Origin of the sequence: Bacillus sp. FF-1 (assembly GCF_028548245.1) — a bacterium.
GTDB classification, from domain to species: Bacteria; Bacillota; Bacilli; order Bacillales; family Bacillaceae_G; genus Bacillus_A; species Bacillus_A paranthracis.
Map to the genome: position 1 here is coordinate 1 of NZ_JAQQGG010000001.1, position 24,678 is coordinate 24,678.

General features: G+C 35.0%; 30 protein-coding genes and 2 pseudogenes. 16 read left to right on the plus strand and 16 right to left on the minus strand.

Features of this window, described 5'->3' with window-relative positions; all coding sequences use genetic code 11:
- The 5 genes from PQF83_RS00005 to PQF83_RS00025 form a co-directional block, all read left to right on the plus strand.
- On the plus strand, window positions 1–97 hold a 97-nt coding region (locus PQF83_RS00005), incomplete at its 5' end, for an IS3 family transposase (protein WP_134656395.1).
- Window positions 98–492: 395 nt separating this feature from the next.
- On the plus strand, window positions 493–660 hold the full coding sequence (locus PQF83_RS00010) for a hypothetical protein (RefSeq protein ID WP_000877814.1): 168 nt from the start codon (window positions 493–495) through the stop codon (window positions 658–660).
- A 264-nt stretch (window positions 661–924) separates the two neighbouring features.
- Complete coding sequence (locus PQF83_RS00015) at window positions 925–1,458, plus strand: sigma-70 family RNA polymerase sigma factor (RefSeq protein ID WP_000343924.1); 534 nt, start codon at window positions 925–927, stop codon at window positions 1,456–1,458.
- Window positions 1,459–1,462: 4 nt separating this feature from the next.
- On the plus strand, window positions 1,463–1,870 hold the full coding sequence (locus tag PQF83_RS00020; protein WP_000390163.1) for a PadR family transcriptional regulator: 408 nt from the start codon (window positions 1,463–1,465) through the stop codon (window positions 1,868–1,870).
- 6 nt (window positions 1,871–1,876) lie between these two features.
- On the plus strand, window positions 1,877–3,142 hold the full coding sequence (locus PQF83_RS00025; protein ID WP_001034638.1) for an FtsW/RodA/SpoVE family cell cycle protein: 1,266 nt from the start codon (window positions 1,877–1,879) through the stop codon (window positions 3,140–3,142).
- 57 nt (window positions 3,143–3,199) lie between these two features.
- Here PQF83_RS00025 and PQF83_RS00030 read toward each other — a convergent pair whose 3' ends face one another.
- Window positions 3,200–3,685 carry a MarR family winged helix-turn-helix transcriptional regulator gene (locus tag PQF83_RS00030; RefSeq protein WP_000841456.1) on the minus strand — a complete coding sequence of 162 codons (486 nt, stop codon included), beginning with the start codon at window positions 3,683–3,685 and terminating at the stop codon, window positions 3,200–3,202.
- Between the two features lie 281 nt (window positions 3,686–3,966).
- On the opposite strand from PQF83_RS00030, the gene PQF83_RS00035 reads away from it, so the two are divergent.
- The 3 genes from PQF83_RS00035 to PQF83_RS00045 all read left to right on the plus strand — a co-directional run bounded on the left by PQF83_RS00035 (window position 3,967) and on the right by PQF83_RS00045 (window position 7,351).
- Window positions 3,967–4,332, plus strand: a complete 366-nt coding sequence (locus tag PQF83_RS00035; protein ID WP_000156912.1) for a DoxX family protein — start codon at window positions 3,967–3,969, stop codon at window positions 4,330–4,332.
- Between the two features lie 153 nt (window positions 4,333–4,485).
- The gene (locus PQF83_RS00040) at window positions 4,486–5,877 is read left to right on the plus strand and encodes an MFS transporter (protein WP_000227532.1); all 1,392 of its coding nucleotides are present in this window, start codon (window positions 4,486–4,488) and stop codon (window positions 5,875–5,877) included.
- A gap of 25 nt (window positions 5,878–5,902) precedes the next feature.
- Window positions 5,903–7,351: an MDR family MFS transporter gene (locus PQF83_RS00045; protein WP_001097157.1), complete on the plus strand. Its 1,449-nt coding sequence runs from the start codon at window positions 5,903–5,905 to the stop codon at window positions 7,349–7,351.
- Window positions 7,352–7,524: 173 nt separating this feature from the next.
- Here PQF83_RS00045 and PQF83_RS00050 read toward each other — a convergent pair whose 3' ends face one another.
- The 4 genes from PQF83_RS00050 to PQF83_RS00065 all read right to left on the minus strand — a co-directional run bounded on the left by PQF83_RS00050 (window position 7,525) and on the right by PQF83_RS00065 (window position 12,447).
- Entirely contained in the window at window positions 7,525–8,088 is a 564-nt protein-coding gene (locus PQF83_RS00050; RefSeq protein WP_001017084.1) for a hypothetical protein, read from the minus strand.
- An 87-nt stretch (window positions 8,089–8,175) separates the two neighbouring features.
- Window positions 8,176–10,506 (minus strand): RNA polymerase recycling motor HelD, encoded by a 2,331-nt coding sequence (gene helD / locus PQF83_RS00055; protein ID WP_001035413.1) that lies wholly within the window; start codon window positions 10,504–10,506, stop codon window positions 8,176–8,178.
- A 457-nt stretch (window positions 10,507–10,963) separates the two neighbouring features.
- Window positions 10,964–11,827 (minus strand): peptidylprolyl isomerase PrsA, encoded by an 864-nt coding sequence (prsA, locus tag PQF83_RS00060; RefSeq protein WP_000710072.1) that lies wholly within the window; start codon window positions 11,825–11,827, stop codon window positions 10,964–10,966.
- A 425-nt stretch (window positions 11,828–12,252) separates the two neighbouring features.
- Entirely contained in the window at window positions 12,253–12,447 is a 195-nt protein-coding gene (locus PQF83_RS00065; RefSeq protein ID WP_000172692.1) for a hypothetical protein, read from the minus strand.
- A 118-nt stretch (window positions 12,448–12,565) separates the two neighbouring features.
- On the opposite strand from PQF83_RS00065, the gene PQF83_RS00070 reads away from it, so the two are divergent.
- Window positions 12,566–12,901: a DUF1878 family protein gene (locus PQF83_RS00070; RefSeq protein WP_000383662.1), complete on the plus strand. Its 336-nt coding sequence runs from the start codon at window positions 12,566–12,568 to the stop codon at window positions 12,899–12,901.
- Window positions 12,902–12,906: 5 nt separating this feature from the next.
- Here PQF83_RS00070 and PQF83_RS00075 read toward each other — a convergent pair whose 3' ends face one another.
- The 3 genes from PQF83_RS00075 to PQF83_RS00085 form a co-directional block, all read right to left on the minus strand.
- Window positions 12,907–13,464, minus strand: coding sequence for an HTH-type transcriptional regulator Hpr (locus PQF83_RS00075; RefSeq protein WP_000834918.1), 558 nt, complete (start codon window positions 13,462–13,464; stop codon window positions 12,907–12,909).
- A 298-nt stretch (window positions 13,465–13,762) separates the two neighbouring features.
- Window positions 13,763–14,125: a YtxH domain-containing protein gene (locus tag PQF83_RS00080; RefSeq protein WP_000030300.1), complete on the minus strand. Its 363-nt coding sequence runs from the start codon at window positions 14,123–14,125 to the stop codon at window positions 13,763–13,765.
- A gap of 178 nt (window positions 14,126–14,303) precedes the next feature.
- Window positions 14,304–14,738 carry an HIT family protein gene (locus PQF83_RS00085; protein ID WP_001016840.1) on the minus strand — a complete coding sequence of 145 codons (435 nt, stop codon included), beginning with the start codon at window positions 14,736–14,738 and terminating at the stop codon, window positions 14,304–14,306.
- A gap of 559 nt (window positions 14,739–15,297) precedes the next feature.
- Between PQF83_RS00085 and ecsA the strand changes: the two genes are divergently transcribed.
- Genes ecsA through ecsC form a run of 3 tightly spaced genes read left to right on the plus strand, consistent with a single transcriptional unit; the run spans window position 15,298 to window position 17,966 of the window.
- On the plus strand, window positions 15,298–16,041 hold the full coding sequence (gene ecsA, locus PQF83_RS00090) for an ABC transporter ATP-binding protein EcsA (protein ID WP_001292602.1): 744 nt from the start codon (window positions 15,298–15,300) through the stop codon (window positions 16,039–16,041).
- A complete protein-coding gene (gene ecsB / locus PQF83_RS00095) occupies window positions 16,034–17,245 on the plus strand; it encodes an ABC transporter permease EcsB (protein WP_001089162.1) in 1,212 nt (403 codons plus the stop codon). The genes ecsA and ecsB overlap by 8 nt, the downstream gene beginning before the upstream one ends.
- Before the next feature lie 13 nt (window positions 17,246–17,258).
- A complete protein-coding gene (gene ecsC, locus PQF83_RS00100) occupies window positions 17,259–17,966 on the plus strand; it encodes an ecs operon protein EcsC (RefSeq protein ID WP_000634131.1) in 708 nt (235 codons plus the stop codon).
- Window positions 17,967–18,076: 110 nt separating this feature from the next.
- Here the strand turns inward: ecsC and PQF83_RS00105 are convergent, their stop codons facing one another.
- The 3 genes from PQF83_RS00105 to PQF83_RS00115 all read right to left on the minus strand — a co-directional run bounded on the left by PQF83_RS00105 (window position 18,077) and on the right by PQF83_RS00115 (window position 19,341).
- Window positions 18,077–18,394 carry a hypothetical protein gene (locus tag PQF83_RS00105; RefSeq protein WP_000759578.1) on the minus strand — a complete coding sequence of 106 codons (318 nt, stop codon included), beginning with the start codon at window positions 18,392–18,394 and terminating at the stop codon, window positions 18,077–18,079.
- Between the two features lie 115 nt (window positions 18,395–18,509).
- Complete coding sequence (locus PQF83_RS00110) at window positions 18,510–18,839, minus strand: hypothetical protein (protein WP_001027812.1); 330 nt, start codon at window positions 18,837–18,839, stop codon at window positions 18,510–18,512.
- Between the two features lie 181 nt (window positions 18,840–19,020).
- Window positions 19,021–19,341 carry a hypothetical protein gene (locus tag PQF83_RS00115; protein ID WP_002163728.1) on the minus strand — a complete coding sequence of 107 codons (321 nt, stop codon included), beginning with the start codon at window positions 19,339–19,341 and terminating at the stop codon, window positions 19,021–19,023.
- Window positions 19,342–19,508: 167 nt separating this feature from the next.
- On the opposite strand from PQF83_RS00115, the pseudogene PQF83_RS00120 reads away from it, so the two are divergent.
- Window positions 19,509–19,739 (plus strand): annotated as a pseudogene (locus PQF83_RS00120) (peptide ABC transporter substrate-binding protein); the annotation flags it as partial.
- Window positions 19,740–19,830: 91 nt separating this feature from the next.
- Here the strand turns inward: PQF83_RS00120 and PQF83_RS00125 are convergent.
- The 3 genes from PQF83_RS00125 to PQF83_RS00135 all read right to left on the minus strand — a co-directional run bounded on the left by PQF83_RS00125 (window position 19,831) and on the right by PQF83_RS00135 (window position 21,429).
- The gene (locus PQF83_RS00125) at window positions 19,831–20,142 is read right to left on the minus strand and encodes a hypothetical protein (protein WP_000710474.1); all 312 of its coding nucleotides are present in this window, start codon (window positions 20,140–20,142) and stop codon (window positions 19,831–19,833) included.
- A gap of 110 nt (window positions 20,143–20,252) precedes the next feature.
- Entirely contained in the window at window positions 20,253–20,567 is a 315-nt protein-coding gene (locus PQF83_RS00130) for a DUF1433 domain-containing protein (RefSeq protein WP_000902682.1), read from the minus strand.
- Window positions 20,568–21,105: 538 nt separating this feature from the next.
- Window positions 21,106–21,429, minus strand: a complete 324-nt coding sequence (locus tag PQF83_RS00135) for a hypothetical protein (protein ID WP_001220548.1) — start codon at window positions 21,427–21,429, stop codon at window positions 21,106–21,108.
- A 113-nt stretch (window positions 21,430–21,542) separates the two neighbouring features.
- Between PQF83_RS00135 and PQF83_RS00140 the strand changes: the two are divergent.
- A pseudogene (locus tag PQF83_RS00140) lies at window positions 21,543–21,838 on the plus strand (lipase family protein); the annotation flags it as partial.
- Window positions 21,839–22,053: 215 nt separating this feature from the next.
- Here PQF83_RS00140 and PQF83_RS00145 read toward each other — a convergent pair.
- The gene (locus PQF83_RS00145) at window positions 22,054–22,386 is read right to left on the minus strand and encodes a hypothetical protein (protein WP_000234843.1); all 333 of its coding nucleotides are present in this window, start codon (window positions 22,384–22,386) and stop codon (window positions 22,054–22,056) included.
- A 219-nt stretch (window positions 22,387–22,605) separates the two neighbouring features.
- Window positions 22,606–22,932: a hypothetical protein gene (locus PQF83_RS00150; RefSeq protein ID WP_000511535.1), complete on the minus strand. Its 327-nt coding sequence runs from the start codon at window positions 22,930–22,932 to the stop codon at window positions 22,606–22,608.
- Window positions 22,933–23,046: 114 nt separating this feature from the next.
- Between PQF83_RS00150 and PQF83_RS00155 the strand changes: the two genes are divergently transcribed.
- Together PQF83_RS00155 and PQF83_RS00160 are read left to right on the plus strand one after the other, a co-directional pair.
- Complete coding sequence (locus PQF83_RS00155) at window positions 23,047–24,252, plus strand: lipase family protein (protein WP_411267118.1); 1,206 nt, start codon at window positions 23,047–23,049, stop codon at window positions 24,250–24,252.
- A 14-nt stretch (window positions 24,253–24,266) separates the two neighbouring features.
- Window positions 24,267–24,563 carry a hypothetical protein gene (locus PQF83_RS00160; protein ID WP_001137439.1) on the plus strand — a complete coding sequence of 99 codons (297 nt, stop codon included), beginning with the start codon at window positions 24,267–24,269 and terminating at the stop codon, window positions 24,561–24,563.
- Window positions 24,564–24,678 lie beyond the last annotated feature (115 nt).

Sequence of the window (24,678 nt, forward strand, 5' to 3'; positions counted from 1 at the left end):
GAATTATATTTATTATTACAATAATAAAAGGATTAAGGCAAAATTAAAAGGATTGCCTCCTGTAAAATACAGAATTCAATCCTTATTAGCTGCTTAAATATATGTCTAACTTTTCGGGTCCAGTTCAAAGCAGGGTGGTTCTCGCTTTTTTGTATACAGAAATTAGCCACGGACCGACGTATCTTCTACCGATGACAACGCCAGCTCCGGTTAGGATACCATACACTAATTTAATGACAAACATCGCGATCATTTTATCACCTCCCCCTTTTTTCAAAATGGAAGAGATGATTACCACACCTACTAGTTATAGCTTATTAAGTTACGTATTCATTGTATTATGTTTTAAAATAGGGAACAAGACATATAGATAAAAAGCCCTAGCGTTCAAACTCAAACCCCCACTGAAAGGCTTTATCTCAGTGGGGGGTAGTTGACTCCTTGTTAAATAAACATAACTAAAAAAATAAAGATACTGATAACAATATCCAAATGAAATACACGGCAGAACTAGAAAAAGCAATAAATCAACAAGAACAAACAGCTGCGTTATGTATAGAATTTCAAATACTACACTTGTATGAAGAGTGTACTGGTTTTGATAGTATCGATCCATCTTTGTATGGCCATGAAATATTAGATTCTTTAAGTGAGCGTTAGAAAGAAGGAGGACTCGATTAAATCGGTTCTCTTTTTCATTTAGCGATAGGAAACGAAGACGCCCCTCTTATTGCAAACTTAAAGAGCGCCGTGGGAGAAAGACGCTCTTTAGGTGAATGTATTGTAACGACTATTCGGTTTATTATATGTAAGTTGCGGAGGAAGTGTTTTATAAAAAACATTATTACCCTTTGTATTTTTTTATAAATTTATAAAACTTTTCCATACAGTGCGTCGTCTAATATATGGGAAGGAGGGAAGGCTGTGGATGAATTAATGATAGAAGCGTTTGAAATAGAAGATAAGGAGGACCTTATCGACGAAATAATGAACAAGTATGGACAAGAAGTCTTACAGCTTGTGTATTCATATGTGAATAATAAAGAGGTTGCGGAGGATTTAACGCAAGATATATTTGTGAAATGTTATAAATCTCTTCATACATATAAAGGGAATTCGAACTTAAAAACATGGCTATGGAGAATTGCAATTAATCATTGTAAGGATTATTTAAAAAGTTGGTATAACAAAAAAGTTATTGTTACAGAAGATGATTTTACGTATATGGAGAGTCAAAAAGAAAGTGTGGAACAAACTGTCATTCAAAATGCGGAGGATCGTGAACTGGCTTCTGCAGTAATGAATTTACCGATCAAATATCGAGAAGTCATTTATCTATTTTATTATGAAGAATTATCAATTAAAGAGATTGCGATTGTAATAGATGTGAAGGAAAACACGATAAAAACGAGGATGAAAAAAGCGAAGGAGCTTTTGAAGAAAGGATTGGAGGAATAGTCAAATGGAAGATCGATTAAAAGGTTTGCGAAAATCAATGGAGAACACAACTTTTAAACATTTGAGTTTTTCTGATCAGCACCAGAAGCGGGTGCGTGAAAAAATCAATCAATCGTCCGAAAAAGAAGAAGACATCCTTTTAGCAGTGTTGCAACTTCTTATGAATGAAAAAACAGGCTATGAATTGATGCAGTTACTACGGGGAAGAGGGATTCAAACATTTGAAGGTAATGAAGGGTCTCTATACACTTTGTTACATCGTCTAGAGCAGAATCGCTTTATACAATCTAGCTGGGACCACGCGGGAGCTAAATATTATCAATTAAATGATAAAGGAAACAAGATGCTGCGAAAGGCAGAGAAGAATGCTACGAAGGCACGATTTATATTAAAAGGATTCGTACAGGAGTGAGAAAAATTGAACAAAAAAGGGGAGCGTTTTTTAACAGAAGTTACGAACCATATTAAATCAAAAGAAGCGAAGGACTTAGTAGCAACTGAACTGAATTTTCACTTGAAACAGGCAAAGAATATGTGGATGGATAAAGGGTTAAGTGAGGAAGTTGCTGAAGATAAGGCTGTTGAGCAAATGGGGAGTCCGGTCAAACTTGGACAAGAACTTAACAAACTTCATAAGCCAAAGGTTGATTGGTTTTTAATTGGTTTATTAGTGGCTGCGATGGGATTAGGGTTTTTGCCGGTTATAGCTTTTGGATATATGAATGATTTACTAATGGATAAGGTGATATTTGTTGTTCTTGGTATTGCAACAGCGTTAGGGATGATGCTGATTAATTATCGGAAGTTAGAGAGATTAGGATGGTTGTTTTATACAATTGGTGTACTTATCTTGTTAATGCTATACTGCTTTCCGAATGCTGGGATGCTTGGAGAACCGATAATAAAAGTTGGTCCTATTGCAATTGACCGTTTAATGGCAGTGCCGTTCTTTTTTCTAGCTTGGGCTTCTTTTTTCAATAATAGTAGGATAAAAGTAATGCATCTTGTGGCTCTTTATTTATTTTCTTTGTATTTATTTTTAATTGGCGCAGCTTTTTCAGTGATTTTTATTTATATCACGATGGTATTCGTTATGCTTTGGTGGAGTAAGTTAGGGAAGAAAAAGGCATTAATTATTACAATTGTACCAATCTGTTTATTGATTATAGGGGCCTATTTTTCCTGGCACACAGTAAAAGGAGTTTATTTGGATAGATTTTTAGGGTATTTGAATCCAGAGCGTGATGCACAGGGCGCAGGATTTATGTATATACGTTTAAAGGAGGTAATGTCGTCAGCAGGTTGGTTTGGTACATACGGAGATGTAAAGTTCATCCCTAATCCAGATACTGATTTTGTATTTGCAAGTTTGACTTATTATTATGGATATGTGCTTGCACTGGTCCTTGTCTTAATTCTTTCTCTTTTTGTAGCACGGTTAATCTTCATATCTTATACAATAAATGACCGATATGGTAAATTGCTTCTCATTGGAGGCATGACTCTTTTCGTAGTACAATTCCTTTATAACGTCGGTATGATTTTAGGTTTATTACCGATTACTGCTATATCATTACCTTTTATTAGTTATGGATTAACACCAACTGTATTTCATGCGCTTGTAATGGGAATCGTACTAAGTGTATATCGACGTAAAGACATTCCAGCGAGAAAATCAGCTTAAAAAACAAACCACCTAGTCCCTATATTTTTTAGGGTGTAGGTGGTTTTATTTACACACTTAACAAGTTTTTCCGTTCTCAACTTCTCCGCATGAATCTGGAATTTGCTTATCTTTTATTAATAGTAATAAAAGTTCAAAAAACTGTTCGCGTTGTTCTAATGTGAGGTTTTTTAGAATATCGTTTGCGACTTTGTCTTGGAAAGCGAGCGCCTGCTCCATATTGGAATGCGCGCGTTCAGTAAGTTGAATTAATGTAGCTCGGCGATCAGTTGGATCTGGTATACGAACTAGGAGCTTGTCTTGTTCGAGTGCATCGACAAAATCGGTAACTGTACGTGCTTTGACGCCTAATTTAGCAGCTAATTCATTCATTCGAATGGGACCATTTTCAGAAACGGTGGATAGAACGCGTAACCTAGGACCTGTTAGATGATAAGGTGTGTCAAGGGCTGACAATTGAGATTGAAATTCTCTTTGAACATAGTTCGACGATTGCATTAAAATATGAATAATATCTATTGCAGCTGGATTATTTGATTTCATGAATGGGATGACCTCCTCATTATTTTGTAGTTCATTTTTGCACGTTTCATAAATATATTGTATATTATTAGTGAGTATCCTCTCTATATTATAAACGATTAGTGAGTAACCTCATTATATCGCGTACTCATAATGTGTAATAGCGGGATAATTACTATTATAACTGATGCGGGGATCTATAGAAAACGATAATAGAGAGAGGTGGATTTATGTAAGGAATTTCAAATCGTTTCAGCATTTAATAGCAATACCCTTAAAAAATATATAATGGAGGATTGTACATGACTATTGTAGCATTAGTACTTCAATGTTTATTAATTTTTGCATTTTTCTTTTCGAGTGTGAGTAAAATTGCGGGAGCAAAAATGCAAGTAGAGGCTTTCGCTCATTTAGGTTTACCTCAATGGTTTAGAATTGCGACAGGTTGGATCGCTTTAGCAGGCGTGGTTGGACTAATTTTTGGTTTCTGGAATGAGATCGTATTAGTTTTAGCAGCATTATGGATTGCTTGTATTATGTTAGGAGCTGTATTGTCACATATGCGTGTTAAAGATCCAATTGGAAAAATCATGCCAGCAGCCGTGCTTATGATTTTAGCACTAGTTCTTGCGGTCGTTCATTTTTCAGCAGTAACAGAACTTCTGTAAAGCAAATTGTAGATTTGATTGAATAGAGGTAGAAACTGAGCACGTACGATAAAAATGATATCCTCATTATAATAAAATAGTGAGGATATTCATTATGTTGTCACTCATTTAAATTTGTATAGATTATGGGAAAGAGAAAAGGGGGTCTACAAGATGGTAGATCATTCATCACAAAATGCAGATAAATTGCTAGCAGTTTTAGTAGTTACGCTAATATTTTCGGTTATGAACGGTACGATGTTTAATGTAGCTCTTCCTGAAATCGGTAAAGAATTCAACCTTGTTCCTTCAGAGGTTAGCTGGATTATGACGAGTTATATGGTTGTTTATGCTGTTGGTTCCATCGTAATGGGAAAACTGGCGGATAAATATCGGTTAAAGGATTTGTTAACGTATGGACTACTTATTTTCGCTCTAGGTTCCTTGCTTGGTCTACTTGCTACTGAGTATTGGGTTATCATTTTAGGCCGTGTCATTCAGGCAGCGGGAGCTTCTGTTCTTCCTGCGACAGCAATGATTATTCCGGTTAGATACTTTGCGCCAGAGAAAAGGGGGCGTGCGCTTGGAACTTCAGCAGTTGGTTTAGCGCTTGGGAATGCTTTAGGGCCCGTTGCCGCTGGATTAATTACGAGTTTTGGAAGCTGGAGACTCATGTTTGTTCTTTCATTACTACCGCTTCTAACGCTACCTTTCTTTAGAAAGTATTTAGACAATGCAAAAGGAAAGGCGGGTAGTATTGATATTCTTGGCGGAGGGTTATTAGCTATATCAGTCGCGTTCTTCTTGCTTGCCATTACGCAGATGCAAGTGCTGTTATTCCTTGGAGGATTTGTTATGTTAGCTTTCTTCATTTTGCGAATTAGAAAAGCTACAGAGCCTTTTATTAAACCGACTCTGTTTAAAAATAAGAATTTTTCGATTGGGTTACTCCTTGCCTTTATGACGACAGCGATGAGCTTTAGCATGACATTCATGACGCCGCAATTTCTATCGGCAGTAAATGGATTGACTCCTTCGAATATTGGTTTTGTTTTAGTTCCAGCTGCAATTGCCTCGGCAATTATGGGAAGAAAGGGAGGAAGGGTAGCTGATACTCGGGGCAATTTTGTACTCGTTTTTATTGCCTCAGTATTCATATTCCTTGCTTTCTCATTATTATCTACTTTCATTGGGGTCTCGGCTTTTGTCATAGCATTGATTTTAATTTTCGGAAATGTAGGACAGACCTTTATGCAGATTTCAATGTCTAATACGATTTCACAAACACTGTCAAAGGAAGAGACAGGTGTGGGAATGGGATTACTGTCGATGATTAATTTCATATCTGGCGCGATGGCTATGAGTGTAGTAGGGAAATTGCTTGATAAAGGATCGACTTCACTAAAGCTAAATCCTTTTGTTGCAAATGAAGCTGCAAATATGTATAGTAATATCTTCGGCGTGATGTCATTGTTGATCTTACTTGTAGTTGTGCTCTACCGTTTTCAATTTGGTATGGGCGTTTCTACGTTAAATATGACTAGCAAAGGTAGTAAAAACTTATAAAAGAAAATACAAGGAGGGTTTATGTATGAATACTCAAACTGCACCTGTTTCTTCGCAGTCAAAGGAGTTTGACAATGTGAAAAGACTCCCAATTTTAATATCAATGATCATTGGAGCGTTTTTCACCATTTTGAATGAAACATTATTGAACGTTGCTTTTCCACAATTAATGGTTGAGTTGAATGTAACAGCGTCGACTCTTCAATGGCTTTCAACAGGGTACATGCTTGTAGTTGCTGTACTCATTCCAGCTTCTGCTTTATTAGTACAATGGTTTACAACAAGACAAGTATTCATAGGTGCTATGGTAATCTTTACTTTCGGTACACTTGTAAGTGCGATTGCGCCTGGATTTTCTATACTATTAATGGGTCGCTTGTTACAAGCAGCAGGTACGGGATTAATAATGCCCGTATTAATGAATACGATTCTCCTTCTATATCCTCCTGAAAAGAGAGGAGCGGCAATGGGGAGTATTGGGCTTGTAATCATGTTTGCCCCTGCCATTGGGCCGACACTTTCAGGGCTCATTTTGGAAACATTGAATTGGAGATGGCTATTTTATTTCGTTCTTCCATTCGCGATTTTTTCTATCGTTTTTGCATTTATTTATTTGAAAAATGTCTCTGAGCCTACTAAACCAAAGGTGGATGTATTATCTATTCTTTTATCTACAATTGGATTTGGCGGAATTGTTTATGGATTTAGTAGCTCAGGTGAAGGTTGGGGTAGTTTCCAAGTATATGGCATAATCCTAATTGGTCTTGTAGCAATTCTATTCTTCGTATTGCGTCAATTGAAATTGAAAGAGCCATTACTAGACCTTAGTGCATTTAAGTATCCGATGTTTACGCTCACGACAATTTTATTGACGATCATGATGATGACGATGTTCTCGACAATGACTTTATTACCATTTCTATTCCAAGGTGCTTTAGGCTTAACTGTCTATGCAACCGGTCTTATCATGCTTCCAGGTAGCCTGTTGAATGGTCTGCTTTCTCCAGTTTCAGGGAAGCTTTTTGATAAATTTGGTCCAAGAGCGCTTATTATTCCTGGTACGCTATTATTAGCAGGTGTGATGTGGTTCTTTACACAAGTAACGGCAGATACGTCTAAAATAACTTTCATCCTATTACACGTCACTATGATGATATCTATTTCAATGATCATGATGCCGGCGCAAACGAACGGTTTGAACCAACTTCCGAAGCGATTTTATCCTCACGGAACAGCTATTTTGAATACTCTATCGCAAGTAGCGGGTGCGGTAGGAGTTGCGTTCTTTATTAGTGTTATGACTTCCGGACAAAAGAAATATTTGGGTGCATCTTCAAATCCAACTGACCCAGCTCAATTGACAGAAGCAATGGTTTCAGGCGTGCATAACGCATTTACAATTGGCTTTGGTTTGGCACTACTTGCAGTTGTTGTAGCTTTATTTATAAAACGCTCGCAGACCTCAGAAAGTTAAGGGTCGAAGTAAAGAGGGTATGCCGAGGGCAACCCTCTTTATTATTTTGTTCCTACATATTAATTTGATTTTGGTTCCTTCTTATTAAAATAGTATTTGTCGGATAGCACACCACACCTTTTTAAACTTATAATGGAACAGCTCTAACTTAGCGATAAAGTTTCATTTTATGTTTAAATAAGTGAACTCGCTTTAATAGAAGTACACAATTCAGAACGAGAAATTGATTCAGCTAATTGTTGCAAATAAACATATTCTGTCGCATCTTTTTCAGAAGTGTTAGGATCCAATAAAGGTGAAGAAAGAAGTACATCAATCGTAAGTATGTCTGCATCATGAGAGACGATGTTATAACCTGCAAATACAGGTCGTTTTAAGTCTTTTACTTTTTGAATCATCTGATGGAATTTCGTAACACTTATATTGATTTGTGCGAATGGAAAGCATTTTTGGGTAGGATTCTCGATGGTCTTTCTAATTTTATAATCGTATACATAGTAGTACTTTTCTTGCTGCTCAAGTGTTTGCAATTCTTTCGTTAATAAGTGGTATTTGTCTGTAAGTTCAATTGTAAGTGCATCGTGTTCTTCGTCAACTAATAATGTGAAAGGTCTTGGTGATGAGATTGAAAGGGTGCGGACGTTTAGATCAGTAAAAGTGGGATTAGATTGTAAAATGGTATGTAATTTCTCGATAGGAAACTCACCGTCATAAATAGCAATAAAATAATGGTTCATCTTTTCGCTCCTTAATTTTTTTCTAAACTGATATATTCTACTTTAAAGGTGTAAATCCTGCACAAAAAAGAAACACCTTGATTGTTATCAAGGTGTAATAAGCTCAAAACTCTCCGAATCAGCCCCAAGTATAAAAGGACTAACCTCGCCAACGCTATAAAGTTGTAATTCATGCATCGCGCGCGTACAAGCAGTGTAGAATAATCTACGAACGCTCTCATCGCTGTATACATCTTTAGAAGCATTGTAAATAATAACAGCATCAAATTCGATACCTTTCGCTAAGTAAGCTGGGATCACGACGATGCCTTGCTCATACTCGGCTGAGTTACTCTTCACGAGTTTAATATTCTCGATATGATTAAGTGCTTCGTATGCAGCGGCACTTTCAGCTGCAGATTTACATATAATTGCGATCGTATTGTGCTGCTCTTTTTGCAGTTCAGCAACTTTAGCAGTAATATGTTCGTGCAGTTCGCTGTCATTTGATACTTTCGTCACTGTAGGTTTCTCGCCGTCACGTTCAAAGGCGTGAATGTTCTTTCCTTCTGGTACGAGAGCACGTGTGAATTCAATAATTGGTTTTGTTGAGCGATAGCTACGAGTTAAGTTAATGCCGTCTGTTTCATCCGGTCCGTATAAGCTAGTGAGCGTATTGAAATTCACTGTTTCACTTGCATGGGCAAATATCGCTTGGTTAAAGTCTCCGAGTACAGTCATTCTTGCAGCAGGGAAGAGACGTTTTAAAAACTCGAACTGAAACGGCGAATAATCTTGCGCTTCGTCTACGAGTACGTGTTTAATCGATCTGTTCGTTTGGAAGCCTTCAATTAACTCTTTTAAAAGTAAAAATGGAGTTGCGTCCTCGTAATATAGCTTTCCTTCATCTAACATGTTCACCGTTAATGAGCAAATGTCATCCCAGTCTTTCGGTTTTTCTCCAGTAACCCATGATGCATCTGTAAAGAGCTGTTTATATATTCCTGTGAAATTGATAAAGCGCAATGTTTGAACACCTTTACGAAGTGGCTTCAATTTTTTACGGACAATCATACGTCCAAGTACTTTCGCTTCTTTCTCAAAATCGTTAAAGGAGTTGTCGTCAAACTCCCCTTTTTTCTGTAAATATTTATAAGCCTTTTGATATTCATCTTTACTCAGTAGTTCAATTTCTTCTTCTACCCAAGGCTTTTTCAGTTCTGCTTTTTCAAGTGCATCTATTTGCTTATTTAGCCAATCCGTTAACTTCTCAATACGGCTATGGAAGCGGAGGGAGGAGTCGGTATTGTAAAATTGCTCTGTAATTTCTTTCGCCGAGACAATTAGCTTTCCTCTAAATTTCATTCCTCTAAATAGCATGCCTGAAGATTCAAGAGATTGTCTGTACGCTCGAATCATCTCGAAAAATTGAGTAGATGCTTTAAATCGAATGCTCGCATTTCTCGTTTTATAGGTAGGGCTATTTGTTTCAGTTAGCATATATTCTAATTGCTCGTATGGATCTTCCACGTCAAATGACTTACTTAGTCTATGGTTTAAATATTCTTGGAATGTCACTTGCTGCATATTTTCTTCGCCGAGTTCAGGTAGTACGTTAGAAACGTAGCTATTGAACATAGAGTTAGGGGAGAAGAGAATAATTTGATCCGCTTTTAGCCATTCGCGATATTTATATAGTAAGTAGGCGATTCGTTGCAGCGCAGCTGATGTTTTACCGCTACCAGCAGCTCCTTGCACGATAAGGAGTCGGCCTTCATCGTGACGAATAATTTCATTTTGCTCGCGCTGAATCGTAGCGACGATACTTTGCATATGTTTGTTCGTACCTTTTCCGAGCGCTTGTTGCAAGATTTCATCGCCAATTGTAAGGCTCGTATCGAACATAGAATCAATCTCGCCATTTTGAATAATGTATTGTAATTTTTTCTCCACATTACCGTGAATTATGCCACCTGGTGTACTGTATTCAGCCGGTCCTGGTGGATAATCGTAGTACACACTTGAAATGGGTGCGCGCCAGTCATATATAAGAAAGTTTTCTCCGCTAGCATCAGTAAGTGTAGCTACGCCAATATAAATTTGCTCCGCAGCAGATTCTCCTTCTTCTTTAAAATCAATTCGTCCAAAATAAGGTGATTTATGCATGCGTTTTAGTGCGGCAAGCCGATTAAAGGTGTGCTTATGAGTAATTTGTGTGACAGCTAGTGACTGAGCTTGTTGTCTTAAGTTAATAACTGTTTCAAGATAATCATCAAAAGTATCAGTATTCACTTTCACGTCATCCCAAAAGTGTTTACGAATATTGATTACTTCTGCCCGGCGTCTACCAGTTTCGTTTTCCAGCTTATCAATTTGTTTCGCAATCGTTTCGATTACGGTATCCAAGCGTTTTTGCTCTAAATCAAGTTTTTTGTTCATACGGTAGCACTCCTTTAAAAGTGAAAAATAGAGGTTGACTGAAGATGTGTTTTGGTGTACAATTAAGATACGGATAAATACGTTCTTTGTATTTATGAAAACGTGTTTCTGTACTAATTTAACATAGTTTTTTCATTTAATCAATGATAATAAGATAAACCTTGGTTCCATGATACGTGGATCAAGGTTTTTTTGTGTTTATAGAGGGAGTCACGCTTGTTGTCGTTTTTTGTCGGTAAGTCGATATATTTTGAAAATCGCTGATATATTTGGAATTGCGCCGATATATCTCGAAAATCGCCGATATAATTGGAGTTGTGGTCGATATATTTAAAAAATCGCCGATATAATTTATTCGAAGGACCAACTATATAATTTCATTTACCGAATCGGACATAACTACCGAGAGAAGAGGGTATAAAAAAAGCTCGGACCTAAGCCCAAGCTTTTTATTTCATTATTTCTTTTCGTCTTTCTTAGCGTCAGCTTTTTTCTCTTCGAAAAGATCTTTTAAATCTTTATCATCAACTTTTACGTCAGCTTTTTTGATTTCTTTCATCATAAGATCGTTCATGAATTCGCCGTCTTGTGATTTCTTCTGAACGATTTCTTTTTTGATGTCAGCTTTAGATTGTTCGAATGATTTTTCTGGCTCTTTAATGTCTGTTACTTTAATGATGTGGTAACCGAATTGTGATTTCACAGGTTCGCTTACTTCATCTTTTTTCAGCTTATAAGCAGCCTCTTCGAATTCTTTAACCATTTTGCCAGGTCCGAAGAATCCTAAGTCGCCACCTTTTTCTTTTGAACCAGTATCTTCAGAGTATTGTTTTGCTAACTCTTCGAAAGATTTACCTTGTCCAAGTTCTTCTTTAACCTTTTTAGCAGTTGCTTCATCTTTTACAAGAATGTGGCTTGCTTTAATTTCAGGCTTGTAATTATCTTTCAATTCTTTATCAGTGATTGTTTTCTCGATAGCTTTTTCTTGCGCTAATTGAGCACGCACACCAGTTTTTAACGTTTCTTCTTTAATACCTTGTTGTTTTAATAGTGTATCGAATTGATCACCGTATTGTTTTTTCATTTCATCGAACTTTTTGTCTACTTCTTTGTCTTCAACTTTGTAGTTTTTAATAAGTACTTTTTCCATAACCATGTTATTTAGTACTTGTTTACCAGCTTGTGTCTTCATTTGCTCGTAGAATTCTTCTTTTGTAATGTCACCAGCTTTAGATGTAACGATTTTGTCTGATGATGATGTTCCACATGCTGATAATGCGATTACACTTGTTGCGGCTAAGGCAAGCATAGCTTTCTTCATTCGATAAACACTCCTACTATTATGTATTTTTAATTTATCCTATACCAATGAATTTTAGTTCATCAGAGCCCGGTTAAGTCTCACTGATACTTTTGCTTTTTATGTTGGTAAAGCGCGCTTAACAGGGCTTACCGTGGCTTAAGGATAAAGTTAAGATGCGTGTCATTTATTTCATAGTATAAGCAATATGTACAAAATTTAATATATCATATTTCGACGTGTTTTCATATTGATAAAGAAAAATTAACCAGTACGTGTCAGATTTTGAAGGTGTGCCATATTGGGCGTATGCCGCATATACAGAAAAGAGGAGGGGATGGGGATGAATTCTCAACTTATTTTATTACTTGTACTGTTTATTTTATTGGTTATAGTAGGTATAATTTGCTTATAGAGGAAAAAAGTGAGGAAGGGGCTTTCCTTCCTCACTTTCCATGAAATATAATTTCTATATAACTAGAAATTAATAAAATTGTTATACATACATTAATAACCCGAAAGACACCGGGTTGGCGGCTCGCAGATATTTGTTTTCGTTCACACAGTGTATGTGTCATGAAATTCGTGTAAAATATAACAAGAAGTGCGAATGCGACAAAAACAACTGTTATAAGTGTCATGAGGCGAGACCTCCTTTTGGCTAAAATACATATACTTTATATATTGTATCATACGATATTTTGTTCGTGTTATAAAATTCAGAAATAGAAGACTTTGTGTTAGAAAGTGAGGGAGAAAATGGACGTTGTTAGAAGATTAGAACAAGCTGAATACTACGTAGACCTACTATTTAAAATGATTGATGAAGAAAAGTGTCCATTTTATTCTTTGATCATAAAGAAAAAAGCTCGTAAAAAAGATGTTGAACGTATACTAAATCTTTGTGAAAAACTGAACGAACAATATGTAGCGGAGAAAGCAGAAGGCCTTCTTTTGTTCGATGCGCTGTTAGATCAATTTGAAAAAGCGCTTCCACATCAGCTCGAAGTACACGAAACTGCGGAAGCGCTAGCAAAACAAGGTTTATTCAAACCGCTTATGAATGAATTCTTAAGCATGATTGCGAAAAAATAAATAGATTACTTCTTAACTAACTTCTGATCGGATTCTGTAAAGTTCTCTTCAATATCTTCTAATGATTTCTCAAAAATATCGATGAAGTCTTGTCCGTAAATGTTACGCAAGATAGCAATCAGTTCGATGTTTTCTGGGAACTTCCCATAAAAATTACGAAGTGCAAGAGCCCCATTAAACACTGAATTATTTTCAGGGTCATACTCCTCCATTAAGCGAAGTAGTAATTCTTCCCCTTTGTCTGTAATTTCGATGTACGTATTTCGTTTATCATCTTCTTTTTTCGAGAATACAAGATAGCCGCGTTCTTCCAACTTTTTCGAGAAGTTAAACGCCGTTGATACGTGCATAACTCCAAACTTAGCAATCTCAGAAATAGAAGCCCCTTTTAAATGATAAGCGATTGTTAAAATATGATGCTCATTAATGTTTAAATCATAAGGTTTAATCCACATCTGCCAATCTTTCTCTACACATTTCCATAACGCTTTCGATAATTGAGCAATGCGTTGGCTGAAAATCATCGCTTCTTTTACCGAGTAATCTTTTTCTCCACTTTTCATATACTCACCCACTTTAACATTCTTTTTCATTACTATCTATTATGCCAGTAAAATAAAAATTAATAAAGTCTTTTTGTGAGAATTGTGAAAATTTTTTAAAAAAATGACATTCTATACAAATCATGCATAACTATGGAAGCGGTTTATGAGTCATGAATACATGTGTTGTCCATACATGTTAAGTGATAACATATATTGTAAATGCATAAAAACACGGCATATCTATGTGATATGCCGTGTTAAGGTCAATTTATATAAAAAATATTTGTTATATGCAAAAAACTAAGCAGGAATTTGTTTACGCTTTTTCCGGAACAGCTTCTTGTAGTTTCTCAATTGATTTTTGAATGTCCAAAATCTCTTTCTCAATATGTCGTTTGTTTTGAGAAATATCTTGCTTCCAGTTAGAAAGTGTATCGTGCATATCGTCTTTTAATTCTTGGAACACTTCTTTACCTTCTGAAGCAGTTTCAACGATTTGACGTTTTAATAATTTTGTATCAGCTGTAATATCAGCTAAAGTCTTTTTAATATCATTTCCTTTTTCTTTTAACTTGCCGCGCATGTCTTTGCCAGAAGAAGGAGTTGAGAAAAGAACAGCTAGTCCAGCAACTGCTCCGCCGCAAATGACACCGGTAATAAAGGATTTAGCTTTTGACATAAAAGGAGACCTCCTTATTTTTTGTTCGTATTCATGATGTGAAAAAATATGCATATCTTTAAGACGAGGGAAAGGAAAGTGTGCAGTCCCTGGCATCTTAAGTGGAGAAACAAGCCGTGCCATATTTAATCACTTTAGGAAAGTGGCTTGTTATGTATGACTACTTATTATAGTGTCACTATTTCACGCTATTTGCAATTGTACTTGCGATGTTTTGTAAATTTTCCATTGTGTATTCATTTTGATGTGATTTCCAAACAGCACCGAAACCATCGTTTTCACCGTAGCGTGGAATTAAATGAAGGTGGAAGTGGAACACAGTTTGTCCAGCTTTTTCACCGTTGTTGTTAAGTAGGTTAAAGCCAACTGGATTAAACTCTGCTTTAATCGCATTTGCGATTTTTGGAACGACAGAAAAAATGTGTGATGCGATTTCTGGCGTTAACGCAAAAATGTCTTGTTTGTGAACTTTCGGAATAACAAGAGTATGTCCTTTTGTCACTTGACTAATATCTAAAAATGCAAGCACATGTTCATCTTCGTATACTTTTGAGCAAGGGATTTGCCCGTCAATGATTTTGCAAAAAATACAATTATCCGCTGTATGATTCATTGATCTCATCCTTTCAAATATCCTTAGCCGTATTTTACCATAATTACATAAGAGAACAAACACGAAAAACAGGAAGCTGACTCAGCTTCCTGTTTTCTGAAGATGGATTGAAAAAGCATTATCGTAATTTACGTTTCGCAGACACCTCATTTATTTTAAGAAATGCACGGTAAATCGGCTAAAGTTTCTGCCGTAGACACCCCATTTTCAAGTGAAATGAATTGCAATCTTTTTAAATGAAATTGTTTACTTTTTAAAACAGTATATGCTCTTTCGGAGACACCCCGTTTCGAAAATAAAACAAATAATCTGGTTATGTGTAAATTCCTTTGTCCAACTTGGACACCCCATTTCATGATGACTTCACTATGTTGTTGTACTCATCAATAGGTGGTCGCTTTTTCAATGTGTTCCTTCTTCAATAATTATGATGTCCGCTTTCGTAATAATATATGCGAACAAATTTAAATTTTTTTTGAACGCATCGATACTATGTAGTACAGCGTAATTTTTGGTAAGATGAATATAGAACGAATATAAATGAAGAAAGTGGTGTCGTATGAGCGAGTTATTGCGTGTAGAAAATGTTACAGGAGGATATACGAAACGACCTGTATTAAAAGATGTTTCGTTCTCTGTGAATAAAGGTGAACTTGTCGGCTTAATCGGTTTAAATGGAGCAGGTAAAAGTACGACGATTAAACATATTATCGGTTTAATGGAACCGAAAAAAGGAACTGTCACAATTAATGGGAAAACAATTCGTGATGATATGACAGCGTACCGTTCTAGTTTTTCGTTCATCCCAGAAACACCAGTATTATATGATGAGCTAACGCTAGAAGAACATTTGAAGTTAACAGCGATGGCTTACGGCGTTGATGAAAAACAATATGAAGAACGTGTAGGACAATTATTACAAGAATTCCGTATGAAAAATCGTTTGAAATGGTTTCCGTCTCATTTCTCAAAAGGGATGAAACAAAAAGTAATGATTATGAGTGCGTTTTTAGTAGAGCCATCTCTTTACATTGTGGACGAACCGTTCGTTGGGCTTGATCCGTTAGCAATCCAATCACTCCTTCAAATGATGGACCAAATGAAAAAGAGTGGTGCAGGTATTTTAATGAGTACACATATTTTAGCGACGGCAGAGCGTTATTGTGATTCGTTCATTATTTTGCATCAAGGCGAAGTGAGAGCGAAGGGAACATTATCTGAGCTGCAATCACAGTTTCATATGCCAGGTGCAACGTTAGATGATATTTATATTGCATTAACGAAGGAAGAAGATTATGAATAGCACAGCGTTATGGAAAGAACGATTTCGTTACTTTTTACAAGAAGTTCGTACATATAGTAAATACGTATTTAATGATCATTTAAAATTTATTTTCGTATTCATCATCGGCGCAGGAGCGTATTATTACCAGCAATGGTTACAAACGTTAACACCTTCGTTTCCGACTGCGCTCGTTATGGCAGTGTTACTTGGATTCGTATTAACGGCCGGATCCATTCAAACGTTATTAAAAGAAGCGGATCTCGTTTATTTACTGCCAGTGGAAGAAAAGTTAAAACCATATTTTACAAAGGCGTTTCTTTTTACGTTTATGATTCAGTTATACATAATCGCAATTGTAGCGGCAGCGCTTGCTCCGTTATACTTCCAGCAAATGAAGCAAACAGGAGCGGCTTACATATGGGTTGTAATCGCGTTTATCATTGTAAAAGCATGGAATTTATTCGTAGCGTGGGAAAAGTCATTTTTAACAGATCAAAATATACAAAGAGCCGATTGGTTCATTCGATTTATTTTAAACGCCTTATTTGTGTATTTCCTTGTAGAACGTACTTCCGTTATCTTTATTGCTGGAATCGTCCTTCTCATGGTGTTATACCTTGCGATTATGTATCAAATCGTGAAGGGGAAACCACTAAACTGGGAGTATTTAATTTCTGAAGAAGGTAAGAAGATGATGCTGCTGTACCGCATCGCGAATATGTTCGTTGATGTACCAGCATTAAAAGAGAGAGTAGCACGTAGAAAATGGCTTGATTTCATTCTTTCGATGATCGGTGAAAAGCGTACCTATTTATACTTATATACGAGAACGTTCTTAAGATCTGGTAATTATTTTGGCTTATATGTGCGCCTGCTCGCTCTTGGCGGAGTTATTCTTTACTTCATTCCGTTTTTATATGGACGATTTATCGTAAGCCTTATCTTCCTATACTTAATCGGTTATCAGCTATTAACTTTATGGAAACATCACCGCATGAAAATTTGGCTTGATTTGTACCCAGTAGGCGGAGAAGAGAAGAAGAAAGATTTTCTTACTTTATTAAATGCAATTCTCATTATTGGCAGCGTTGTATTTACAATCATATTTGCACTTGCTACGAAAGATTTCATGATGACAGGAATTTTACTAGTCGTAAGCATAGTATTTAGTATCGGTTTCGTTTATCAATACGGGGCAAAACGTATTGAGCGTTTAAATTGAAGGGAATGAACCTATGATTACATATGAAGAAAAGGTTATAAAAGAACTGGAGCAGTGGAAAGCTACATTCATGAAAGATTCTTCTATGATGACACGGTTCTCAAAGAAAGTGCAGACGAAAGTACAGCAGCTTATTCCGGCGAAAGTGCAAAAAGTATTAACAGAAACGATTCGGATGATGGTACAAACGATTAGTGCCGGATCAAACTTTATAAAGCCGAAATTAAAAGAGACGAACTGGTCATTGCAAAGACGAGACGATGAAGTACGTAAAAAAATGGATGAGTACAAAAAAATAGCAGCGGCAGAAGGAGCAGGGACGGGAGCAGGCGGTATTCTCCTTGGCCTTGCTGACTTTCCGCTGTTGCTCGGCATTAAAATTAAATTTTTATTCGATGCAGCAACGTTGTACGGATTTGATACGAGCGATAAAGAAGAGCGCCTTTTTATCCTTCACGTTTTCCAACTTGCCTTTTCAAGTGATGAACACCGAAAAGAAATATGGAAAGCCATCGAAACGTGGGATACAGAAGAAGAAAATCATATGGACTGGGAAAAGTTCCAAACAGAGTACCGAGACTATATCGATTTAGCAAAAATGCTTCAGCTCGTACCAATAATAGGTGCCCCGGTCGGCGCATATGCGAACTATCAATTACTGCAAAGACTTGGGGAAGTGACGATGAATTGTTATCGTATGCGATTGTTGAATAGGAATTAAAAAGAAAGCATCCTAAATGTGTGATTTAGGATGCTTTTTATTTTTTATAAAGAACACTCCTGAATTAAAAAACAAATTTAAATAGTTATGTTGAAGTGAAACCGTTAGATTTAGTGTTTTAAATCAAAACCTTCAGATGTGGAAATGGAACCGATGTGATAATCATTAGCATATTCAACATCTGCCGAGAATGTTTTATTTTTATCATCTTTCACATGTCCTGAAATCCAAACACTTTGAAAGTCCTTCGGGGCAAATTGATGTTTAGTAATCACTACGTCTAGATTTTCTTTTTCTTTAAAATATTGAATTGTAGTTTCTGTTGCCTTATTAACTATTTGTTGTTCCTCATTCTTTTGATCTATCGTACATCCACCTAAAAGGATAAGTGTAAAGATAAAGAATAATCTTATAGCATATTTTTTCACGAATAATCACCCCGTTAATAGTGCGTTATATTCCTCTTCACTAAATTTTATATTCACTGAACATTGTGTGGTGGGGGATAAAGAAAGGGCTCTTTAAAAGAGTGCCTTTTCTTTATTATTTTAAATGTAAATTTTCACTTGTAGAGATAGAACCTATTGTATATTCATCTCCACCGTATTCTATTGTAATATTAAATGTTTTGCTTTCATCATTTTTTATATAGCCGGAGATAAAGATACCTTGTAAATCACTTGGACCAAACCTATAATCAGTGATTACTACATCTAAGTCTTGTTTTTCTTTGAAGTATTGGATTGTTCTTTCTTGTGCTTTTTCAACTATTTGTTGTTCCTCATTTTTTTGATTTATCGTACATCCCCCTAAAATACTTAAAATAAATATAAAGAGTAGAAAAAAACTAATTTTTTTGATTGTAATATTCATATTTATCCTCCAATAATGACATCTTGATTATATAAAATATCGTGATAGAAGGAATGTTTTTAGTGAAAAAAGCACTCACTTTTTCTGGTAGCGGGTGCTTTTTAGTTTTCTTTCTTATAAGGAATAATCCTGAATGAAAAAAGCAAACTTAAATAATTATGTTGACGTGAAACTATTAGATTTAGTGTTTAAAATCAAAATTATTAGACGCTGTGATAGAACCAATATGATAATTATTAGCGTATTGGACTGAAGCGGTAAACTTTTTGCTTTTGTCATTTGTTACATAACCTGAGATAAGGATAGTTTGAAAATCTTTTTGTCCAAATTTATGATCAGTGATTGTTACATCTAAGCCCTCTGTTTCTTTAAAATATTTAATGGTTACCTCTTCTGCCTTTGTTACTATTTCTTTTTCTTCATTTGTTTTATTATTCATACTGCATCCTCCTAAAAGGATAAGTGTAAGGATAATGAATAATCTTATACCATTTTTTTTCAATCAAAATCCCTCCATTAATGTTATTCTATATTTAGAATATATTAAAATATCTGGTAGTGGGGATATTTTGAAGGAAAATGATAAACTTTTAGATTCTTGTTATTATTAGCTGTCAAGGTTTGCTTATCGTGGTGATGAGAATTTAGGAAACAGTATTGAGGTCACCGACAACAAAGGTAATTGATGAATTAATTCATAAGGGGAAAACTGATTTATCTAGTGATGAAAAAGCATGTTGGGAAGCGATGATACAAGCGGGAAAAGTCTTGTTAGAAGATAGTGCAGTAACTCCTTTCTATCAAACGGGACGCTCATACTTATAACGCTCGTCTATTAAAGGGCTTGTGACGAATGATTTTGAGGGAGAATTTAATTTTAAATGGACTGAAGTTAAATAATGAAATGACATTGCTGTATGATAGTAACTAAAAAGAGCCTCTAAGGAGGCTCTTTTTTAACTAGTCCTGAGTATCTAATGACCTAGTTTTTTCATTCTAGACTTTCAGAATATGTTCTAGAAGTGACTCTATAATCACTATCTCCATATTCGACATGCACTGTAAATGCTTGAGTTTTATCGTCTTTAACATGTCCTTTTATAAAAACAGTTTGAAAATCACTCGGAGCAAATTCATATCCAGTAATTACTACATTTAGATTTTCTTTTTCCTTAAAATATTTAATGGTTGTTTCATTTGCTTTTTCTACTATTTGTTGTTCCTCATTCTTTTGATCTATAGTACATCCTCCTAAAAGGATAAGTGTAAAAATAAAGAATAATCTTATATCACATTTTTTCACGAACAATCACTCCATGAATGTTGAGTTATATTCCTCTTCAATAAATTTTATATTCACTGAACATTGTGTGGTGAAGTATAAAGAAAAGGCACTCTAAAGTGCCTGGATTATTAGTTTTTAAGCTCTAAATTTTTGGTGGTTGAAATAGCGCCGATATGATAATTATTTGCGTATCCAACTGAAGCAGTAAATTCTTTCGTTTTATCATTAGTCACATAGCCTGATATAGAGATAGTTTGAAAGTCTTTTGGTCCAAATTCATGATCAGTAATTGATACATCTAAGCCCTCTGTCTTTTTCAAATATTGAATGGTTTCTTCTTTTGCTTTATTAATGATTTCTTCCTCGGTATTATTTTCATTATTACAGCCTCCTAAGGTAGTAATAATGAAAACTAAATAAAAAAACAATCTTTTATGCAACATAATTCTCCTCCAATCATTGGTTCCTAAATTAGGGATATATCAAATGTTGCAGAAGAGAAACTTTAAAATGTTTTAATAGGTTCAAATCAATCTAGGTTTTTAAGAATTATTTGAGGGGCTCCTTTTGAAAATAAAAATAGACACCTTATTGTTAGGTGCCCAAAAGTTTGATACATTGCTTCTAAATTTTTAACGTTAGAAGTTGAGCTTATTGAATATTGATATCATCCTTTATATACATATGAAATAATTGGAATTAATATAAAGGGCCAACAAAAATATACTTTATTTTCATATTAATTTCAGTCATCATAACTAATACTTTCAACCTTATTTTTATAATTTATATCTGCAGTTATTTTACGGTTTGGATTATTTGTTACATGACCTGATACAAAAATCACCCAAAAATCTGAGGGGGCGAATTCCACTCTTGTCACTGTGACACCTAGCTTTTTATCTTCTTTAAAATGTTGGATTGCGATCTTTTTTGCTTTTTCTTTTAATGCTATTTCCTCATTTTTTTATCCATATTGTATTATTTTTTTAGAGAAAAATTCGTTGAAACAGAACCAACATTATAATTATTATTGTAATCTATTGTAGCAGTGAATTCCTTGCTTTCATCATCTTTGATATGACCAGTTATGAAGACTGATTCTAGATCATTAGAAGGGAACCTGTAATCAGTAATAGTTACATCTAAATTTTGTTTCTCTTTAAAGTAATTAATTGTTTTTTCTGTTGCTTTATCTACTATTTGTTTTTCTTTATTATTTTCCTGCATATTACATCCCCCAATTATTGTACTTACAAAGATAAAAAAGACAAAAAAGGTAAATTTTCGGATTTTAATTCTCATGTTTATCCTCCGTTAATGTTGTTCTATAATTTAGAATATACTAAATATCCCGAGGAGAGAATACTTTGGATAGCAAAAATACACAAGAAGTGTTAGATTTAAGCTTTTATCGAATGGCTAAAGATGCGTATAAATCAGATAAAGAGTTAAGAAATGAAATTACAGTGAATAATGCGAATGATGATACTTTACAAACATGGAAGGTCCGTGAAACATTCCACGACAAACAAACCGGAATGGACGCAGTAGTCTTTGAACGAGATGCCGATGGGAAAAAGCAAGTTAGGGTATCTTTCCGAGGAACAGAAGGGAATAAAATTATAGAGAAAAACTCTTTAGGCATTCCGATGAAGCCAGGGAAGGTATGAAGGATTTAAAAACGGATACAAATCATTTTGTTAAGAAAAAAATTCATATGCTAAAATATTTTACGTGAAAAGGGGCATTTATCAATATATTGATATCGTTTATAGATGTCCCTACGGTTTTTAATAGCTTGTATGTTTCTCGATTGTACTTAAGGAATGTAAAAAAAGCACTCATAGATACAATCTACGAGTGCTTTTGACGGTATGGATTTGTTTAGGGTTTTCATAAAGAAAAAATATTACAACAAATCGTTAACTAATCATGTTTTAGTTCAAAATTTTTGGTGGTTGAAATGGTACTGATATGATAGTTATTAGCGTATTCAACTGCAACACTAAATTCTTTGCTTTTGTCATCCGTTACATAACCAGATATAAAAATTGTTTGAAGATCATTTGGAGTGAATTTATGTTTAGTAATAGTTACATCTACGTTTTCCTCCTCCTTGAAGTATTTAAAAGTTTGTTCTTTAGCTTTATTAATGATTTGTTGTTCATCATTCTTTGGATTTATTGTACACCCTCCTAAAGTAGCAAATACTAAGATTAAAAGGAAATAAAAACTAATTTTTTTGAATTTGATAACCATTTTCTCCCTCCAATGATGTTGTCCCAGTTATTAGGATATATCATTTTTTACAAGGAGGGAGTGTTTTGAAAGAAAATAATAAAAATACAGATGAAACCTTTTTTCGTTTATCCAAATAGGAATTGATTTGTTTTATAAAAAAGACATCCTAATCACACATTTAGGATGTCTTTTTGTTCTAATGATTAATGTTTAAAAGGAAAATTTCAGATTGTCTATTCAGTGTTTTAGGCTGAAATTAGTGGTAGAGATAGAACCGATATTATAATCATCTTTATAATCAATTGAAGTAGTAAATTTCTTATTTGTATCATCTTTGATATGACCAGTTATAAAAATAGTTTCGATGTCATTAGAAGGAAATCGATGATTCGTAATAGTCACTTCTAAATTTTCTTTTTCTTTAAAATATTGGATTGTAGTTTCTGTTGCTTTATTAACTATTTGTTGTTCTTTTTCATTTTGTCCCATGTTACACCCTCCAATCATTGTAGTTAACAGGATAAATAAAGTTAAGAAGGTATATTTTTTAATTTTTATTCCCATATATATCCTCCAAAAATGTTATTCTTATTATTAAGAATATACTAAATCACCTAGGAGGGGAATACTTTGGAGAATAAAGGGTCGGAACAATTATTAGATATAAGTTATTATCGAATGGCTCAAGATGCATATATGACAGATGAAGAGCTGGGAAGCGAAATTACAGTGAAAAATAGGAATAAAGAAACATTACAAACATGGAAAGTAGGAGAAACATTCCACGACAAACAAACCGGAATGGACGCAGTAGTCTTTGAACGAGATGTCGATGGGAAAAAGCAAGTTATGGTATCTTTCCGAGGAACAGAAGGGGATAAAATTATAGAGAAAAACTCTTTAGGCATTCCAATGAAGCCAGGGGAAGGTATGAAGGATTTAAAAACGGATACGAATCATTTTGTATTACGAGAAGGTGTTCATGAACCAGCAGCACCTCCTGTTGCAGGGACTGAGAATGAAGGTTCAAAGAAATATTGGAATGAAGAGAATCAGCGCTGGGAAACACATAATCAATTCGAACAAGCTGAAAGGGTCATGAAACAAGTAACGGATACATATAAGGACAGAGATGATGTGGAGATATATACGACGGGTCATTCACTAGGGGGCGCTTTAGCAGAATATGTAGCGGCATCTAATGACAATGTAAGATGTATGTCATGGAATGCGCCAAGTGCAAAACATTTGTTACCGTCTGATTTACAAGAAAAAGCAAATAATGGTGAGTTTAATAATAGAATTGTAAGTGTTGTTCACGGAAATGATTCCATTGGCTATGGACCATTTGGTGCATATGAAAGTCATATAGGCTCTACTTATGCGGTAGCCCCACCAATTTCGAAAGAAGAAATGTCAAAGCTATCATTACAGCAAAAGCTTGGGATGGATGTTACTCGATTTTTGAATTCGATAAGTGGCCCTGGTTATCATTATCAAACAGATCAAAACTTCCAATTTGGAGAGAATGGGTCTTTATCAAATAAATACTTGTTAAATGTAGACACGAATGAAAGAGTTTATGATTCACCGGGCGCGTTATTAGGCGGGGGAGAGATTCGTGTAGTTGTAGAGAATTTGGAAAAAGCCGTAGGAGATATGAAGCGAAACGCACAAGAATTTCAAGATAGAGTACCAAGGTTAATTTCTAATATGATGACATTATTAGAAACGGCCGAAAGTAGACGGGTAGAAGCTAAAGTAAATAATATACGCGCACATGTAGAGCATTTAAGTTTTTGGTACATACGAACAGCGACGGAAATTTCAGAGTTTATTGAGAAGAAAGCCGATGATTATAAGAAGACGGATCAACAATATTAAGGGAGAAGATTAGGATGCCGAGAATTTACTTAAATGAAGAAGTATTGAGCCAAGCTTTACAACAATTTGACCAGATGATTCAAGACTTAAACCATAATAAAAGGGTTGTAAGTAATGTACATAATTTACTTTTATCAAGCTGGTCTCAACTTGGAGTAGGGAAAAAAGCCATTAGCGATTTAGAATCTTTTAAAAAAGATATTGAAAGAAGAATGGAAGAATTAGAGTCTGATAAAAGAGAGTTAAAGGGTGCGATTGATTTATTAAAAGCGTTAGATCAAAGTTATGATTACATGGGGCCTAAATATTAAATTACAAGAAGCACTCGCAAAGGTGCTTTTGTAGTTTAATTGGCTGAAAGATTACTATAGTAATTATGGAGGAATATGATTCCGCTTCATAAAGTAAATGGAGAAAGTAATATGT

Coding starts and splice junctions, on each gene's coding strand:
- PQF83_RS00130 (WP_000902682.1), bottom strand. CDS start 20,567: ATGTTGCATAAAAGATTGTTTTTTTATTTAGTTTTCATTATTACTACC.
- ecsB (WP_001089162.1), top strand. CDS start 16,034: ATGAATAGCACAGCGTTATGGAAAGAACGATTTCGTTACTTTTTACAA.
- PQF83_RS00050 (WP_001017084.1), bottom strand. CDS start 8,088: ATGAACCATTATTTTATTGCTATTTATGACGGTGAGTTTCCTATCGAG.
- PQF83_RS00045 (WP_001097157.1), top strand. CDS start 5,903: ATGAATACTCAAACTGCACCTGTTTCTTCGCAGTCAAAGGAGTTTGAC.
- PQF83_RS00110 (WP_001027812.1), bottom strand. CDS start 18,839: ATGAATATTACAATCAAAAAAATTAGTTTTTTTCTACTCTTTATATTT.
- PQF83_RS00155 (WP_411267118.1), top strand. CDS start 23,047: ATGGCTCAAGATGCATATATGACAGATGAAGAGCTGGGAAGCGAAATT.
- PQF83_RS00020 (WP_000390163.1), top strand. CDS start 1,463: ATGGAAGATCGATTAAAAGGTTTGCGAAAATCAATGGAGAACACAACT.
- PQF83_RS00085 (WP_001016840.1), bottom strand. CDS start 14,738: ATGAATCATACAGCGGATAATTGTATTTTTTGCAAAATCATTGACGGG.
- PQF83_RS00070 (WP_000383662.1), top strand. CDS start 12,566: ATGGACGTTGTTAGAAGATTAGAACAAGCTGAATACTACGTAGACCTA.
- PQF83_RS00035 (WP_000156912.1), top strand. CDS start 3,967: ATGACTATTGTAGCATTAGTACTTCAATGTTTATTAATTTTTGCATTT.
- ecsA (WP_001292602.1), top strand. CDS start 15,298: ATGAGCGAGTTATTGCGTGTAGAAAATGTTACAGGAGGATATACGAAA.
- PQF83_RS00080 (WP_000030300.1), bottom strand. CDS start 14,125: ATGTCAAAAGCTAAATCCTTTATTACCGGTGTCATTTGCGGCGGAGCA.
- helD (WP_001035413.1), bottom strand. CDS start 10,506: ATGAACAAAAAACTTGATTTAGAGCAAAAACGCTTGGATACCGTAATC.
- PQF83_RS00145 (WP_000234843.1), bottom strand. CDS start 22,386: ATGGTTATCAAATTCAAAAAAATTAGTTTTTATTTCCTTTTAATCTTA.
- PQF83_RS00075 (WP_000834918.1), bottom strand. CDS start 13,464: ATGAAAAGTGGAGAAAAAGATTACTCGGTAAAAGAAGCGATGATTTTC.
- PQF83_RS00135 (WP_001220548.1), bottom strand. CDS start 21,429: ATGAGAATTAAAATCCGAAAATTTACCTTTTTTGTCTTTTTTATCTTT.
- PQF83_RS00150 (WP_000511535.1), bottom strand. CDS start 22,932: ATGGGAATAAAAATTAAAAAATATACCTTCTTAACTTTATTTATCCTG.
- prsA (WP_000710072.1), bottom strand. CDS start 11,827: ATGAAGAAAGCTATGCTTGCCTTAGCCGCAACAAGTGTAATCGCATTA.
- PQF83_RS00010 (WP_000877814.1), top strand. CDS start 493: ATGAAATACACGGCAGAACTAGAAAAAGCAATAAATCAACAAGAACAA.
- PQF83_RS00065 (WP_000172692.1), bottom strand. CDS start 12,447: ATGACACTTATAACAGTTGTTTTTGTCGCATTCGCACTTCTTGTTATA.
- ecsC (WP_000634131.1), top strand. CDS start 17,259: ATGATTACATATGAAGAAAAGGTTATAAAAGAACTGGAGCAGTGGAAA.
- PQF83_RS00030 (WP_000841456.1), bottom strand. CDS start 3,685: ATGAAATCAAATAATCCAGCTGCAATAGATATTATTCATATTTTAATG.
- PQF83_RS00040 (WP_000227532.1), top strand. CDS start 4,486: ATGGTAGATCATTCATCACAAAATGCAGATAAATTGCTAGCAGTTTTA.
- PQF83_RS00160 (WP_001137439.1), top strand. CDS start 24,267: ATGCCGAGAATTTACTTAAATGAAGAAGTATTGAGCCAAGCTTTACAA.